Genomic DNA, 13,857 nt, shown 5'->3' with positions numbered 1-13,857 from the left:
ATGAAGGTTTCTTCACGATTATACAAAAATTAACATTTAATTACTACTTTATGAAGCACGCCATATGCCAAAATAAAAACCGTCCCAAATGGACGGTTTTCTTTTTTCTGTTCAATAGGATACGTCGTTTATTTCCGTAACCATTCATCCAAGAAACTGCTTAACCAGCAGCGAATGTCTTCATTAAATCGCTCCTGATAGGTCCATTGTGAGGCGACGGTTTGCGCCCCGGGGTTGGATAATTCCTCACTGTCACGAGTGTGCCAGTAGCGGATTTGTTCCGGTGTCGCCTCGGGGTGGAACTGAAACCCGTAGGCACGTTCGCCAAGCCGGAAAGCCTGATTGGGGAAGGCGTCGCTGGCTGCCAGTTTGATGGCGCCCTCCGGCAGGGTAAACCCTTCGTTATGCCACTGAAAAAAGCGCTCCGGCATCTTGGCAAAAATATCGCTGAATCCTTCGACCGTCGGATAGAGGTGGTAATAACCGATTTCTACAACATGCTCGGCGTGACGGGTAATTTTGCCGCCATAAGCCATTGCCAGTAGTTGTGCGCCGAGGCAGATACCAAGGAAGGGTTTGCCACTTTCGACCACGCTGCGTATCCACAACAATTCCGCGAGCAGTTCGGGCAGGGTATTGCAATCATTGGCACTCATCTTGCCACCGAAGACGATTGCTGCATCGAAACTGTCCGCTTCCGGCAGAGGATCACCTGCAAGCGGGCAGAGTACGCGGAATTCGTGCTGTTGTGCCTGCAAAATATTGCCGATGTGACCGGTCGAGCCGGCGGGGTTATGGAGGATTGCCACGATGCGCAGCATGGTTGTCATAGCCTTTCATGATGATAGCGGCCCTTTAATGTAGCGCAATCCGGCATCAGGTCAAACTGGGTAGAGGACCCCCAAAGCCAGCCAGTGCCGCAAGGCATGACGCAAGGGGAGGCGCTGGGCTTCGGTATCTGCCAGGCAATCCCGCAATGCGGCGATGAGGGTATTCACGGAATCCGGTGCATCGTGTAATTGTTGCAGCAGGGAGAAATCGGCAGCGCTGACGGCGGCGCATTGCACCTGTTCCGCAGGATCTCGCCATACCAGGCTGTACGTTCTGCCTGCCGACACAGTATTTTCATGCACTTGCCAGTCATAGGCGGCCAGCGAGGCACTTGCACTCAGGGCGAGACGGATGTCGTCGAAGGCTTCATCATCAATATCAATGAGAATAGGGGGTGCGGGGTCATCGGTAGCGATTTCGGCGGCCAGTTCGCGGCATTCTACGTCCATTACTGCCAGCAGGCGCGCGTCCAGCAAGGCGTGATGACGCAAATGCGCCAGAAATTGCGCCGGAATGTCGGAAAAATACGGCGATGTCGCCTGCCCGTGCGTAATGAAATGGGCTTTTGCTTCTTTCCAGGCGGCAGAATCAAGCATGGTGGCTGTGCGGACGTAACAGCGGTCAAGGAAGTTGTACACATTATTCCGCAGCAGGCGGCGGTACACTGCAAGCCCTGCCGCACCAATCCCCTCAGGCGGTTCGGCATCCATATTGCGCAAGGAAGCCGCAAAGGCGTCACGGTAATGTTTTTCGTCACTCACTTTTTGCCCCCTGTTGAATACTGCGGATGCGGGCGACTTCATCCAGCAGTTCCGGTAGCGGCGGCAGATTAAAGTCGCGTTCCAGCAGGGTCGGGCAATGACTGGGCAGACGCGCACAGGCATAGGCGTACACATCCCACACATCATCCTGCACCGCTTCACCGTGCGTATCGATGAGCAGGCGCGGGTTTTCTGCATCGTGTCCGGCAATATGCAGATACACAACGCGCGTCAAATCGACGCGGTCAATAAAGGCTCGCGGCGCGACATGTCCATGATTGACGGCATTCACATAAATGTTATTGACATCAAGATGAATATTGCAGTCTGCCTCACGTGCTACGGCATTAAGGAAATCCACCTCGTCCATCTCGCTATACGGGGCATGCAAATAGTACGAAGTGTTTTCGATAGCGATCCGCTGTCCAAGGAAATCCTGCGTTTGCCGGATACGGGCGGCAGTATGGCGGACGTTTTCAGTCGTGAATGCCAGCGGCAATAAATCGTAGAACCGTCCGTTATGCCCGCAATAACTCAAGTGCTCGGAAAAGAACGAGCAGCCGTAACGTGCCATAAATGCCCTGATTTCTGCCAGCAGTGACATATCCAGCGGGTCATGCCCACCGAGAGACAGCGACAAACCATGACAAGCCAGCGGCCAGCGCTCACATGCGGCGTCAAACAAACGCCGTGCAGCACCGCCGACATGCAGCCAGTTTTCCGGCGCAACCTCAATAAAATCAATGGACGCATCACCCGGTGGCAACGCTGCCATCGCACTGCCGAGGCTGCGGCGATAACCCAGCCCGGCACCCCAAAAAGCTGACATAAAACATCCTCAAAAAATATCCGGCAACACCAGCTGATGGCCGTTCGGGAATCCCGCATTTACCCCGCTTGGCGGCAAACCCGGCATTTACCTCGCTTGGCGGCGAGTCCAGTGTTTATTCCGCTTGGAGGCGAGCCCAGCGTTTGCCCCGCTTGGCGGCGAGCCCAAGTTTTACCTCGCTTGGCGCGAGCCCTGTATTTATCTCGCTTGGCGACGAGCCCAGTGTTTACCTAGCTTGGCGGCTCCCCAGGTTTTATCTCGCTTGGCGGCAAACCCAGCATTTACCTCGCTTGGCGGCGAACCCAGTATTTGTCTCGCTTGGCGGGCACCGGGCAAAAAAAACGGCGGGCTGCCCCGCCGTCCCGCATCAGCGAATATTCGAGCCGCAGCCCCCTTCATCACTCTTCGCTGCGCCACCGCAGCTACCTTCGTGCCCCTTCTCTGGGACGGGGGCGGACGCAGATGCTGCCTGACAATCGCCTTTTTCTGCAGACTGCCCTTCAGCACACACCGGTAACTCGGTTTTCGCAGCATTTGCTGCCGCGCACTTGCCTTCACCACAAGCGGCCTGCGAGGCTTTCAGCTGATTCCCCTCCTGCTTGACCGGGGTAGATTCGGCAAACGCCGCACCACCAGCCAGCAAACTGGCGAGCGCCAGTAATGCGGAAGATTTCGACATAAAAGACTCCTTAAAAATTAATTTCCGGAATTAAAAGCATCCAGCGCGCGAGCGGAATACACCATTGCCGCACCAGCATTCATGGCAACAGCTACACCCAACGCTTCGGCGAGTTCCTGTTCAGTGGCGCCAACCTTGCGCGCCGCTTCCGCATGCACCGTGATGCAGCCATCACAACGGGTCGTAACTGCGACAGCCATGGCAATCAGTTCGCGTGTTTTCGCATCCAGTACGCCACCTTCGCCATTGGCTTTGGCAAGGGTTTGATAACCCTTCATCGTGTCGGGGCTGAGTTTGCTGAAACCACCCAGTTTGCCCATAAGCCAAGTCCGATATTCTTTCCAGTTCAACATAATAAAAACCTCATAACTAACAGAAGGAAGGTCGGGCATTGTAGAGATGGCGTGTTAAGCTGATAAGCCGGAAAACACGCAAAAAAACGCCCCAGCGTCTCAATACCGCATCATCATGAACCTTCCCCCTACATCTACATAAAGGAACCCCATCATGCTATTTGTGGACAACCAGGAAAACACCGACCCGCGCACCAATATCGCGCTGGAAACCTATCTCGTTGAAAACCGCCTCACCGACCAGCCGCTGCTACTTTTCTACATCAATGAACCCTCCATCATCATTGGCCGTAACCAGAACACCGTTGAAGAAGTGAACCAGCGCTACGTCGAAGAACACGGCATCCACGTCGTGCGCCGCATGTCTGGTGGCGGCGCGGTCTATCACGACCTCGGCAACTTCTCCTACTGCTTCATCCAGGAAGAACACGGCCCGGCACGCGATTTCAGCGTTTTCACTCGTCCCGTCATCGAAGCCCTGCACCAGATGGGCGTCGCCGGCGCCAAACTTGAAGGCCGGAACGACCTGCTTATTGACGGCAAAAAATTCTCCGGCAACGCCATGTACATCAAAAATGGCCGCATGACCGCACACGGCACCATCCTCTATGACGCTGACCTTGACGCCGTCACTGCCGCCCTCAAACCGCGCGCCGACAAAATCGAATCGAAGGGCATCAAATCCGTGCGCAGCCGCGTGACCAACATCCGTCCCTACGTCGCTGACGCCTACCAGCATCTGGACACGCGCGAATTTCGTGACCACCTGCTCCTGCGCATCTTCGGCGTAAACAGCCGTGCCGACGTACCCGAATACACACTCAGCGCCGACGACTGGGCACAAGTCGCGGCCATCCGTGCTGAACGCTTCGCCAACTGGGACTGGAACTATGGCCGCTCCCCAGCCTTCACCAGTGAGCGCTACCACAAATACCCGCAAGGTGCGGTGGATTTCCGCTTCAATGTCGAACAGGGCGGCAACATCAAAGAAATCAAAATCTACGGCGATTTCTTCGGCGTGGGCGATATCGCCGATGTCGAAAAACGGCTGACCGGCATCCCTTACCGCCGCGACGCTATCGCTGCTGCCTTTGCCGACTTTGACACTGCGCTCTATTTCGGCGGTATTGCTGCGAAAGACCTCATTGATCAACTGGTCGGTTGACCGCAGGCGCGCGATGGCCAGCGTCGTGCAGCTGAAAAACTTGGCACCCGCTTCCTATCGCAGGTTTCTCCCCGTTCTGCCTATCCCGACCTCAATACACACCGCCCCGCTGAGGCCGTCTTGATCCAGTACGCCGGTCAGCGCATTCACCGCTGGATGGCGCAAGAGCAAATCCAGTATCGCCTGTTTCAGTGGGGCGCGATCGTAGTGCGGGCTGTTGCGCCCCTTACCATGCACCACCAACCAGCATTCTTCGCGACGGTTTTGCCGTTCGTCCAGCATATCGCCGAGGTAACGCAAGGCCTCGTCCACAAAAAAACCATGCAAATCAATCTCGCGTGCAAGCGGCAGACGCCCGGCACACAGCGCACGAAAACGGGCATCCGGAATCTGCGCCAGATTAACGGACAGCGTTTCGCGAATATCCGCCGCATGACGGACACGTTGCGCTTCAATGCGGCGGCGCTGTAAAATTTTCGCCCGTCTGCCAAAGCCTTCCGCCCTCGGCGGCGTTTGCAGGGGGGTGACCGTACCGATCAGGTCGGCAAATCGTTCTTTTTCCGTCATAAGTAAAAAGACTGGTGGCAGGCAGCGGTTTTATTCATACATTCCTTACCGATTTCGGTGCAGACAAAAATATCGGTGCCACACTTTTCGTGTAGCCCTATAATCAAAACATCATACACTGCGGCAATATCCAAGAGGACGAATCATGAAAATCGGCATTCACGGTATCAACGGCAAAATGGGCCAAGCCATTGCCCACGAAATTATCTCTCACCCCGATTTAGAACTCGCTGCTGCATCCGTGCGCAATGGCCATGAATGGGCGGGCAAGCGCCTCTGTGACGTAACCGATCTACCGCACGACTGTACCGTACGCGTCACCAGTAACCTCGAACAATTCTGCGCTGCTGTGGATGTGGTCGTGGATTTCACCCGCCCTGATGCAACGCTCGCCATCTTGCCAGTCTGCCAAAAGCTGAGAAAACCGCTGATGATCGGCACTACCGGCTTCAATAATGACACTACCGCCTGGATTCATCGTGCGGCACAGGAAATCCCGGTCGTGCTTGCCGCCAATACCAGTCTCGGTGTCAACATTCTTTTTGAAGTCAGCCGCCGCGTCGCGGAAGTGCTGGATTATCAGCACTGGGACGTCGATATCGCCGAAGCCCATCACTGCAATAAAGTGGATGCGCCTTCCGGTACTGCATTGCGCATCGGTGAAATGATCGCCCAGGCACAAAATAGCGACTTTGAAGCGCGAAAACGCTACCCTTATACCAATCGCCGCAAGACCGGCGATATCGGTTTCTCCGTACTGCGTGCCGGTGACATCATCGGCGAGCATACGGTGTATTTCACGACGGAAGATGAGCGGCTGGAATTCACTCACCGCGCCAACAACCGCCGTATCTTCGCACGCGGCGCCCTGACAGCAGCCATCTGGCTGGACAAACGTCCGGCAGGGCTCTATTGCATGGCAGACGTGCTTGGTTTTACTTCATAAACAAGAGGACATACCCATGAAATGGTTGGGCTATCTGATTACCATCATCCTGTGCGTCGCCTTTGCTGCCATCGGCTTGCTCAATAGCGGCAAGGTTTCTGTCAATTACATCGTGGGTAGTATTGATCTACCGCTGGTGGCTGTCATGCTGCTGTCTTTCCTTTTCGGTGCACTGATGATTCTTGTCCTCTTTGGTTTCAAAGCCTTCTACTGGAAACAGCGTGCCAAATCCCTGCAATACCGCTTGGAACAAGACCACGCAGCCGCTGAAAAAGCGGCCATTCAGGCACAATTTCACGCTGACCAGAAAGCTGCCTGATGGCGGACTGGCTGATTATCCTGCTGCTGCCGCTGGCCGCCTGGTCCGGCTGGTGGCTGGCGATGCGCAAAGAGGCGCGGGAATGGCGCGCCAATAAGACCCACGCCGCCTACTTTGAAGGTGTGGGTTTTTTGCTGAACGACCAAACTGACCGCGCGGTGGACGTTTTTCTCCACATGGCGGATCTCGATCAGCAAATGCTGGAAAACCAGCTTACCCTCGGCAGCCTATTCCGTAAACGTGGCGAACTGGATCGTGCCCTGCATCTGCACCGCCAACTGCGCAGCCACGAACAACTCAGCGACACACAGCGTCTCGCCATCGATTACGAACTCGCTGAAGACTACACCGCCGCCGGTATGTACAGTCAGGCACAAAGCCTCTTTGAAGCCCTACTGCAAGCACAATACCGCCAGACCGATATCCTGCCTGCGCTGGCGCATATCTACGAACGTACCAAACAATGGTCACAAGCCATCGCGCTTGCAGCTCAATTTCCCGCGCAAGATAACGCCATACGTCGCAAGGCCCTGTCTCACTACCATTGCGAGCTGGCCGAACAGGCGCTGACGCGCAGCGCTGACGATGAAGCCGCCAACCAACTCGCTCAGGCACTTGCTGCTGACCGCGATTGCGTCCGCGCCAACCGGATGCGCGGCCAACTCTTCCTGCGACGCGGCGAATACGTCAATGCCATCCATGCCCTGCAAACCATTGGTGAGCAATCGGCGGAACTACTGCCCGACGTGCTGCCAGATATTGCCAACGCTTACCACGCCATCGCTCGCGATGACGAATACCGTAACTGGCTCGAAACCGTCGAAGTGCGCGAAAAAAATCCACGCCTGACTCTGGCGCTGGCCGAACTCATTGCCACTACCTCGCGCGAGGCTGCTGCCGACCTGCTGCAACAGCGTATGGCTGATAAACAAACACCGCTGCTGCTGGCTGCCTACCTGGACTACCGTGACACCTACGCCCCACTGGCACAAAGTGCGGGCAAATTTGTGCGTCCGCGCACCGTGTACCAATGCAACGAATGCGGCTTCCGCCAGCAAAACCTTATTTGGCATTGCCCTGCCTGCTTCGCCTGGAGCAGTTTCCGCCCATTGCTAGAACTCAAAGTAGAAAGCCGATGAGCCGCCGACCTGTTCTTGTCGCCCTTGACGTCAATCACCGTGACGATGCCCTGCGTCTTGCCGCACAACTGGCTCCCGGGCAATGCCGCCTCAAAATAGGCAAAGAACTCTATACCCGCGAAGGGCGAGCACTGCTGGAAACCCTGCACCAACAAGGGCACGACATTTTTCTTGATCTCAAATTCCACGATATCCCAAACACCGTCGCTGCTGCGGTCCGTGTTGCCGCCGATATGGGCGTGTGGATGGTCAACGTGCACGCGAGCGGCGGACGCAAAATGCTCGAAGCCGCCGCCGATGCCTTGGCGCATTACCCCAAACCGCCGCTACTCATTGCTGTCACGGTTCTCACCAGCATGAATGCCGCCGATCTGCGCGAGACTGGTGTGGAAGAACCGCTTGCAGCGCATGTTGCTCGCCTGACTGCTCTCGCCGCCGACAGTGGCCTGAACGGCGTTGTTTGTTCTGCTCAGGAAGCCGCTGCCGTTAAAGCTACCCATGGCAACTCCTTCCTCACCATCACCCCTGGTATCCGTCCCGCTTGGGCAGCCAGCGATGACCAAAGCCGTGTCATGACCCCGGAAGCCGCCATTGCCGCTGGCAGCGATTACCTTGTCATCGGTCGCCCCATCACCCGGGCGACAGATCCGGCGGCGGCACTTGCGGCTATCAACAGCAGCATCACCCCTGACTAATACGAAGGACACATCATGCGAGGCTCAAAAACTATCTATATCCTGCCTAACCTCTTCACCACGGCATCTCTTTTCTGCGGCTTTTACGCCATTCTTGCTGCCATCAACGGCAGTTTCACCGATGCTGCTATCGCTATCTTTGTCGCTATGATCTTTGACGGCTGTGACGGCCGCGTAGCCCGCCTAACCCATACCGAATCCGCCTTTGGCATCCAATACGACTCGCTTGCCGACCTCATTTCCTTCGGTGCTGCTCCCGCCTTGCTTATCTACCGCTGGTCGCTACATTACGCCGCAAGCGCTCCCTTATATCCTGACAAACTCGGTTGGCTTACCGCTTTCATCTATACTACCTGCACCGCACTACGTCTGGCCCGCTTTAACGTCCAAGTTGGTAGCACTGATAAAGCTGTTTTCATTGGCCTACCTAGCCCATCCGCTGCAGCCATTGTTGCTGGCTTCGTTTGGGTCGGTAGTAAATATCACTGGGACGGCAGCAACCTTGTCCTGATCTCCACTATCCTCACCTGGTTTTCCGCCTTGGCGATGGTCAGCAACATCGCCTATTACAGCTTCAAAACGTTCAAGCCACAAAGCAAACTGTCTCTGAGCAAAGTTGTCGCTCTTGCTTGCGTTATTGGCATCATCTTTCTCAAACCATCCCCCATTCTTTTTGCACTCTTCCTCGCTTACGGCCTGCATGGCCCCATCTGGTCGCTATTGCGGGTATATAAACGGCGGCAGGGGCAACAAGGACAAGGTCGCTAATGCTCACGCTAAGGCCACAACAACGCACCGCGCTAACTCTGCTCGGTTACAAACTGTGGCTGCTGCGTGCTGAACTCGCCATCCTGCGCAATACTGCACTATCTGCTCCAACTCCCCCTCCTACCAACGCGGCCTTACCTCTCACTCCGCAATCTACCGCCCCCGAACCGATATCTGCCCAAGCCCTCATCCTGCCGTTGCCTGATCTTGCCGCCCAACTGCACTGGGGGCGTGATTACCTTTGGCTCAGCGGTGATGACCTCAGTTGCAACTGGTTGTTGCCACCTCCCTGGTCGGAAGCGGGGCGTCCCACCCTCTTCGCTACCGAAGACGAACGCCGCCTGTTGCTCGCGCTTTTCGCGGCCACCGGCAGTCGAGAAGCGTACAGCGCCTTTACTGCCCTCTTTGCCCTCGCCCGCAGTCACCCTCTGCCCCTGCCGCAAAATACCGCTGCAGCGCCAGCCGACCTTGCAATAAAACCGCTACTCATCTGCGGCGACACCCTCTCCGCACAGCTGAACGCTGCTCCCACTGGGTTTGGCACACTTCCGGCAAACGCCTATAATTTCCTGCACCCACACACCGTCCTCGCCGATCCGTCCCGTAAAGACGACTGGTGGCGACAATGGATACACATCAAGAGGAACCTGTTTTGAAAAAAATCATCAGCCTGCTGACCCTCGCTTGCGCCACAAGCATCATGGCCGCCCCGCAAAACGCCTGGATCAGCGACGAACTGCGCACCGCCGTGTACGACAAACCCGGCAGCGATGCTAAATTCCTCGGCACCCTGCGCTCTGGTGAGCCTGTGCAGCTTCTCGATAAAAACGGTGATTACGTCCGCGTCAAAACCGACAGCATCAACGGCTGGGTATCCACTCATAGCATCATGGATACCCCCAGCGTACAAAGCCGCTATGCCGAAGCCCAGCAGCAACTTGACCAACTGCAAAGCCGCGCGCAAAGCCTGCAAAGTACTACCGACAACCAGAACCAAACCCTCGACACTCTGAAAAGCCGTGTTGAAGCCTTGCAAAATGCCGAACAGCAGGCGCGTGATGAACTCGTCGCCCTGCAACGCGCCTCCGGTAACGCCATCGCTATCGACCAGCGCAACCGCGAACTGCAAGCTGCCGTTGTCACCCTCGAACAAGAAAACCTCAGCCTCAAACACAAAAACACCCGCCTCGAAGAAAGCCTCAACCAAAAGCAGCTCTACATTGGCGGCTTCCTTGTCTTCGCGGGTTTCGTCCTGCACTGGCTCTCCGGTCTGTTCCGCCTCGGCTCGGGGCGCCGCAGCAGCTACGATGACCTCTGATTTCTCAACAACCCAAGGAAAAAACCATGACGAAAATTCTCGACATTGTAAAACCGGGCGTCGTAACCGGCGATGACGTACAAAAAATCTTTGCCATCGCCAAAGAAAAACAATTCGCCATCCCGGCCGTGAACTGCGTCGGCAGTAACTCCGTCAACGCTGCGCTGGAAACCGCTGTCCGCGTCAAAGCCCCGATTATCATCCAATTTTCCAACGGCGGTGCTTCCTTCTATGCCGGCAAAGGCATCAAACCGGCCAGCGGCACCCGCCCCGACGTCTTGGGCGCTATTGCCGGGGCAAAACACGTCCATACCCTCGCCGCCGAATATGGCGTCCCGGTCATCCTGCATACCGACCACTGCGCGAAAAAACTGTTGCCCTGGATTGACGGTCTGCTAGATGCCGGCGAAAAACACTTCGCCGAAACCGGCAAACCGCTCTTCTCCTCGCACATGATCGACCTCTCTGAAGAACCGATCGAAGAAAACATGGAAATCTGCCGCAAATACCTCGAGCGCATGAGCAAGATGGGCATGACCCTCGAAATCGAGATCGGCATCACCGGTGGTGAAGAAGACGGCGTGGATAACAGCGGTGTGGATGAATCCCGCCTCTATACCCAGCCGCAAGATGTGCTCTATGTTTATGACCAGCTGAGCCCGGTCAGCCCGCGTTTCACTGTCGCTGCCGCTTTCGGTAACGTCCACGGCGTGTACAAACCCGGCAACGTCAAACTCAAACCGAGCATCCTCGGTGCTTCCCAAGAATACGTCGCCAAAGAACGAGGCCTCTCCGCCAAGCCGATCGATTTCGTCTTCCACGGCGGCTCCGGCTCTTCTCAAGCGGAAATCCGCGAAGCCATCAGCTACGGTGCGATCAAAATGAACATCGACACCGACACCCAATGGGCTTCCTGGGACGGCATCCTTAACTTCTACAAGAAGAACGAAGCCTACCTGCAAGGCCAGCTCGGCAACCCGGAAGGCCCGGATGCGCCAAACAAAAAATACTACGACCCGCGTGTCTGGCTGCGCAAGATGGAAGAATCCATGTCCGCCCGTCTGGAGCAAGCCTTCATTGATCTTAACTGCCGCGATCTCCTTTAAGGATAGCGCCGAACAAAAATGCAGCCCTCGAGGCTGCATTTTTTATAGCGACAACGCCCCTTAACGGGGCGCTGTATGATGCACATATATCAGAGCTTGATACGTACCTTGTATTGCAGCTCGGTTTTACCATCGGCGGGGATGTTTACTTGCCACATTGCGCTATTAGCGCTGGTTTTTTCATGCGGCAGACTTTCCTCGATGATCTTCCACTCACCTGGAATAGGCTCGACGACTTTTACGGTTACCGCTTCTTTTTTAGCGTTATTCAATTCGATGCGGTAGGTCGCTTCAAATTCGTCATTTTCGAGCAGTTTGCCCAGCTTGCCTTTGTCCACGCGTTTTGCGTCCACCATTTTCCATACACCGTTCACATCGAAGGCGCTGCCGAGTTTCAGGCGCACTTCGTCATTTTTCGCGGTGTGGTCAATGCGGTCTTCGCCAATGAACTGGGTGCGCTTGTCGCTGTCGTTTTTATAGACACGGATGACACCTTTCGGCAGCGGCATACCGAGTTGGCTCGCTTCATCGTTCTTGAACGTCATGAATACATCCACTTTACGTTTGTCGCCCATTTCCAGCGTGCTGGTATCCGCGCCGTAGTAATACCAGCCGCTACTACCTTGCAGGCGGTATTCTTTTTGCACCGGCACCTGTGCGGCAGAGAGCAGCGCTACCTGTTTATTCTGGTTATTTTTCAGGGTGGTCGGACGATCAAGGGTATAGAGGTGGTATTCAAAGAGGTTTTCTTCACGCACCGGCGCAGCCGCTTTCTCAAGCGCCATCGGCGCCATGCGCGCATGGTAATTAAGACCGAAGTCTTCTTCCTGGGCTCGCGCCACATCACCTGCCACGAGTTGCAGGGTGGCGTTTTCATAAGCGGTACCACTCTGGTTATTCAGCGTTACCCAGCCGGCAAGGTTGAGGGTTTTTTCATCATCCGCGAGGCTGGCGACGTAATCGGCTTTCCAGCCAAGCCCCTGACTGAGGTAGGCAAGATCTACGCTCTGCTCGCCCGCTTTGTCGCTGGTGAGGTCAACAGTGAGGGTCGGGCGATCGCGCAGGTTAGCGGGCACGTCGTGGAAAGCAAGGCGAACGTTTGCTGGCAGACCAGTTTCGATGCGATCGGCGTATTGCAGGACGACGCCGTTGTTATCGGCAAGGACCGTCGCTTCTTCACGCGTTTCTTCGCCGGTCGCGGGATTGGTGCGGACGGTGGTGACACGTTTGCCGACATTTTTCGCAAGCAGCGCTTCACCGCTCAACAGGTCGTAATCGAAGTTTTGTTCCAGGAGTTGCAGTACAGCGTCACCACGAGCAACCAAGCTAGCAGTCTGCGGCATGATGCGCGCGGAAACGTCGCGCAGGGCGATGCGGTTGATGCCGACATTCAGCGGCACTTTACGCGTTTCGCGGATGAGGGCGAGATCATCGTTATAAATAGTGACAGCGACGCTTTCACGGTCTGCACCCTGGCTAGCCGTTTCGGTAGGGTCAGCAGCAAAGGCGGTGTGTGCAGCCGCGAGGGCTAGGGCAGTGGCAAGGACGGTTTTAGTCATGATGTCTCCTGTGTTGTGTGGGGTGAGAAACGGTATGTAATCTAGCGGTAATTTGCTGCCGACGTGATGAGCAAGCTGTCATTGCGGCCCCATGCCGTAGCCTGTTTGCCGGGCAATAGATTGCTCGCCGTCAAGCTTTAATATTTAGCAACCACTTGACCCGCATCAACCCATGCACTGTGCAAAACCGTGATATAGTCACGTCACTTTGCGCAACGGTGTGAAAAACCGTGTAATGCTACGCAAGGTACCCTTTCAATTAAGTCTCAGGAGCTACCATGAAAAAAATCCTCATCCTCGGCGCACTCATTAGCGGCAGTGCAATGGCGGCTGATCTCAACGTCAAAGACTGCCTCATTCAGGAAGTCGTCCCGGGCAAAGAAATGACCGGCGGCTTCTTCACCCTGGAGAACGGCGGCAAGGATACCGTCAAACTCGTCGGTGCATCCGTGGAAAAAATCACCGACAAAGTCGAATTGCACGAAATGATCCATAAAGACGGAAAAATGGAGATGAGCCAGATTCAGAGCTACGATGTTACCCCGGGTGAGCATCAGTTCAAGAAAGGTGGCTACCACATCATGTTCATGGAAGTAAAACACTTCCCGAAAGCTGGCGAAACCTATCCGGTTGAGCTGAAATTCGACAACAAAGAAACCCTCAAATGTGATGCCAAAGTTCTCACCGTTGAAGAAACCATCAAGCACTTCAAGCTGGATGACGAGAAAGCAGGTGGACACGACCATGACAAAAAAGCCGACGATCATGGTCACGGTCACGGCAAAGAAGACGGCAAAGCCAAAGGCTAATTCCCCGTCTCGT

The 13,857-nt window shown here is 55.5% G+C and carries 17 protein-coding genes; 10 read left to right on the top strand and 7 right to left on the bottom strand.

Going from position 1 to position 13,857, the window contains the following annotated elements; all coding sequences use genetic code 11:
• Window positions 1-128: 128 nt before the first annotated feature.
• From LG374_RS12360 to LG374_RS12340, 5 genes are all read right to left on the bottom strand, one after another.
• Entirely contained in the window at window positions 129-830 is a 702-nt protein-coding gene (locus tag LG374_RS12360) for a gamma-glutamyl-gamma-aminobutyrate hydrolase family protein (RefSeq protein ID WP_225757981.1), read from the bottom strand.
• 51 nt (window positions 831-881) lie between these two features.
• Complete coding sequence (locus tag LG374_RS12355; protein ID WP_225757980.1) at window positions 882-1,592, bottom strand: putative DNA-binding domain-containing protein; 711 nt, start codon at window positions 1,590-1,592, stop codon at window positions 882-884.
• The gene (locus tag LG374_RS12350) at window positions 1,585-2,421 is read right to left on the bottom strand and encodes a DUF692 domain-containing protein (RefSeq protein WP_225757979.1); all 837 of its coding nucleotides are present in this window, start codon (window positions 2,419-2,421) and stop codon (window positions 1,585-1,587) included. Before LG374_RS12350 ends, LG374_RS12355 begins: the two co-directional genes overlap by 8 nt.
• Window positions 2,422-2,788: 367 nt before the next feature.
• A complete protein-coding gene (locus LG374_RS12345) occupies window positions 2,789-3,100 on the bottom strand; it encodes a hypothetical protein (protein WP_225757978.1) in 312 nt (103 codons plus the stop codon).
• Between the two features lie 17 nt (window positions 3,101-3,117).
• Window positions 3,118-3,453: a carboxymuconolactone decarboxylase family protein gene (locus tag LG374_RS12340; RefSeq protein ID WP_225757977.1), complete on the bottom strand. Its 336-nt coding sequence runs from the start codon at window positions 3,451-3,453 to the stop codon at window positions 3,118-3,120.
• 154 nt (window positions 3,454-3,607) lie between these two features.
• On the opposite strand from LG374_RS12340, the gene LG374_RS12335 reads away from it, so the two are divergent.
• Window positions 3,608-4,618 carry a lipoate--protein ligase gene (locus tag LG374_RS12335; RefSeq protein ID WP_225757976.1) on the top strand — a complete coding sequence of 337 codons (1,011 nt, stop codon included), beginning with the start codon at window positions 3,608-3,610 and terminating at the stop codon, window positions 4,616-4,618.
• 54 nt (window positions 4,619-4,672) lie between these two features.
• Here LG374_RS12335 and LG374_RS12330 read toward each other — a convergent pair whose 3' ends face one another.
• Window positions 4,673-5,185 (bottom strand): Smr/MutS family protein, encoded by a 513-nt coding sequence (locus LG374_RS12330; protein WP_225757975.1) that lies wholly within the window; start codon window positions 5,183-5,185, stop codon window positions 4,673-4,675.
• Between the two features lie 145 nt (window positions 5,186-5,330).
• On the opposite strand from LG374_RS12330, the gene dapB reads away from it, so the two are divergent.
• The 8 genes from dapB to fbaA are packed head-to-tail and all read left to right on the top strand — an operon-like array spanning window position 5,331 to window position 11,476.
• Window positions 5,331-6,131 (top strand): 4-hydroxy-tetrahydrodipicolinate reductase, encoded by an 801-nt coding sequence (gene dapB, locus LG374_RS12325; protein WP_225757974.1) that lies wholly within the window; start codon window positions 5,331-5,333, stop codon window positions 6,129-6,131.
• A gap of 16 nt (window positions 6,132-6,147) precedes the next feature.
• Window positions 6,148-6,450 carry a lipopolysaccharide assembly LapA domain-containing protein gene (locus LG374_RS12320; protein WP_006986687.1) on the top strand — a complete coding sequence of 101 codons (303 nt, stop codon included), beginning with the start codon at window positions 6,148-6,150 and terminating at the stop codon, window positions 6,448-6,450.
• Window positions 6,450-7,589, top strand: a complete 1,140-nt coding sequence (locus LG374_RS12315; protein WP_225757973.1) for a lipopolysaccharide assembly protein LapB — start codon at window positions 6,450-6,452, stop codon at window positions 7,587-7,589. The genes LG374_RS12320 and LG374_RS12315 overlap by 1 nt, the downstream gene beginning before the upstream one ends.
• Complete coding sequence (gene pyrF, locus LG374_RS12310; RefSeq protein ID WP_225757972.1) at window positions 7,586-8,284, top strand: orotidine-5'-phosphate decarboxylase; 699 nt, start codon at window positions 7,586-7,588, stop codon at window positions 8,282-8,284. Before LG374_RS12315 ends, pyrF begins: the two co-directional genes overlap by 4 nt.
• Window positions 8,285-8,299: 15 nt before the next feature.
• A complete protein-coding gene (gene pssA / locus LG374_RS12305) occupies window positions 8,300-9,052 on the top strand; it encodes a CDP-diacylglycerol--serine O-phosphatidyltransferase (RefSeq protein WP_225757971.1) in 753 nt (250 codons plus the stop codon).
• Window positions 9,052-9,708, top strand: coding sequence for a hypothetical protein (locus LG374_RS12300; protein WP_225757970.1), 657 nt, complete (start codon window positions 9,052-9,054; stop codon window positions 9,706-9,708). Before pssA ends, LG374_RS12300 begins: the two co-directional genes overlap by 1 nt.
• Window positions 9,705-10,370: a TIGR04211 family SH3 domain-containing protein gene (locus LG374_RS12295; protein ID WP_225757969.1), complete on the top strand. Its 666-nt coding sequence runs from the start codon at window positions 9,705-9,707 to the stop codon at window positions 10,368-10,370. The genes LG374_RS12300 and LG374_RS12295 overlap by 4 nt, the downstream gene beginning before the upstream one ends.
• Before the next feature lie 26 nt (window positions 10,371-10,396).
• Complete coding sequence (gene fbaA / locus LG374_RS12290; RefSeq protein ID WP_225757968.1) at window positions 10,397-11,476, top strand: class II fructose-bisphosphate aldolase; 1,080 nt, start codon at window positions 10,397-10,399, stop codon at window positions 11,474-11,476.
• Between the two features lie 89 nt (window positions 11,477-11,565).
• On the opposite strand, the gene LG374_RS12285 is transcribed toward fbaA, so the two are convergent.
• A complete protein-coding gene (locus LG374_RS12285) occupies window positions 11,566-13,035 on the bottom strand; it encodes a DUF4139 domain-containing protein (protein ID WP_225757967.1) in 1,470 nt (489 codons plus the stop codon).
• A 278-nt stretch (window positions 13,036-13,313) separates the two neighbouring features.
• On the opposite strand from LG374_RS12285, the gene LG374_RS12280 reads away from it, so the two are divergent.
• Window positions 13,314-13,844 (top strand): copper chaperone PCu(A)C, encoded by a 531-nt coding sequence (locus LG374_RS12280; protein WP_225757966.1) that lies wholly within the window; start codon window positions 13,314-13,316, stop codon window positions 13,842-13,844.
• Window positions 13,845-13,857 lie beyond the last annotated feature (13 nt).

Source organism: Cardiobacterium sp. Marseille-Q4385 (assembly GCF_916618745.1).
In the GTDB taxonomy this organism is placed as follows: Bacteria; Pseudomonadota; Gammaproteobacteria; order Cardiobacteriales; family Cardiobacteriaceae; genus Cardiobacterium.
This window is presented reverse-complemented; position numbering and strand designations above follow the sequence as displayed.

Coding starts and splice junctions, on each gene's coding strand:
- LG374_RS12320 (WP_006986687.1), top strand. CDS start 6,148: ATGAAATGGTTGGGCTATCTGATTACCATCATCCTGTGCGTCGCCTTT.
- fbaA (WP_225757968.1), top strand. CDS start 10,397: ATGACGAAAATTCTCGACATTGTAAAACCGGGCGTCGTAACCGGCGAT.
- LG374_RS12345 (WP_225757978.1), bottom strand. CDS start 3,100: ATGTCGAAATCTTCCGCATTACTGGCGCTCGCCAGTTTGCTGGCTGGT.
- dapB (WP_225757974.1), top strand. CDS start 5,331: ATGAAAATCGGCATTCACGGTATCAACGGCAAAATGGGCCAAGCCATT.
- LG374_RS12315 (WP_225757973.1), top strand. CDS start 6,450: ATGGCGGACTGGCTGATTATCCTGCTGCTGCCGCTGGCCGCCTGGTCC.
- pssA (WP_225757971.1), top strand. CDS start 8,300: ATGCGAGGCTCAAAAACTATCTATATCCTGCCTAACCTCTTCACCACG.
- LG374_RS12330 (WP_225757975.1), bottom strand. CDS start 5,185: ATGACGGAAAAAGAACGATTTGCCGACCTGATCGGTACGGTCACCCCC.
- LG374_RS12340 (WP_225757977.1), bottom strand. CDS start 3,453: ATGTTGAACTGGAAAGAATATCGGACTTGGCTTATGGGCAAACTGGGT.
- LG374_RS12280 (WP_225757966.1), top strand. CDS start 13,314: ATGAAAAAAATCCTCATCCTCGGCGCACTCATTAGCGGCAGTGCAATG.
- LG374_RS12285 (WP_225757967.1), bottom strand. CDS start 13,035: ATGACTAAAACCGTCCTTGCCACTGCCCTAGCCCTCGCGGCTGCACAC.
- LG374_RS12335 (WP_225757976.1), top strand. CDS start 3,608: ATGCTATTTGTGGACAACCAGGAAAACACCGACCCGCGCACCAATATC.
- LG374_RS12360 (WP_225757981.1), bottom strand. CDS start 830: ATGACAACCATGCTGCGCATCGTGGCAATCCTCCATAACCCCGCCGGC.
- LG374_RS12350 (WP_225757979.1), bottom strand. CDS start 2,421: ATGTCAGCTTTTTGGGGTGCCGGGCTGGGTTATCGCCGCAGCCTCGGC.
- LG374_RS12300 (WP_225757970.1), top strand. CDS start 9,052: ATGCTCACGCTAAGGCCACAACAACGCACCGCGCTAACTCTGCTCGGT.
- pyrF (WP_225757972.1), top strand. CDS start 7,586: ATGAGCCGCCGACCTGTTCTTGTCGCCCTTGACGTCAATCACCGTGAC.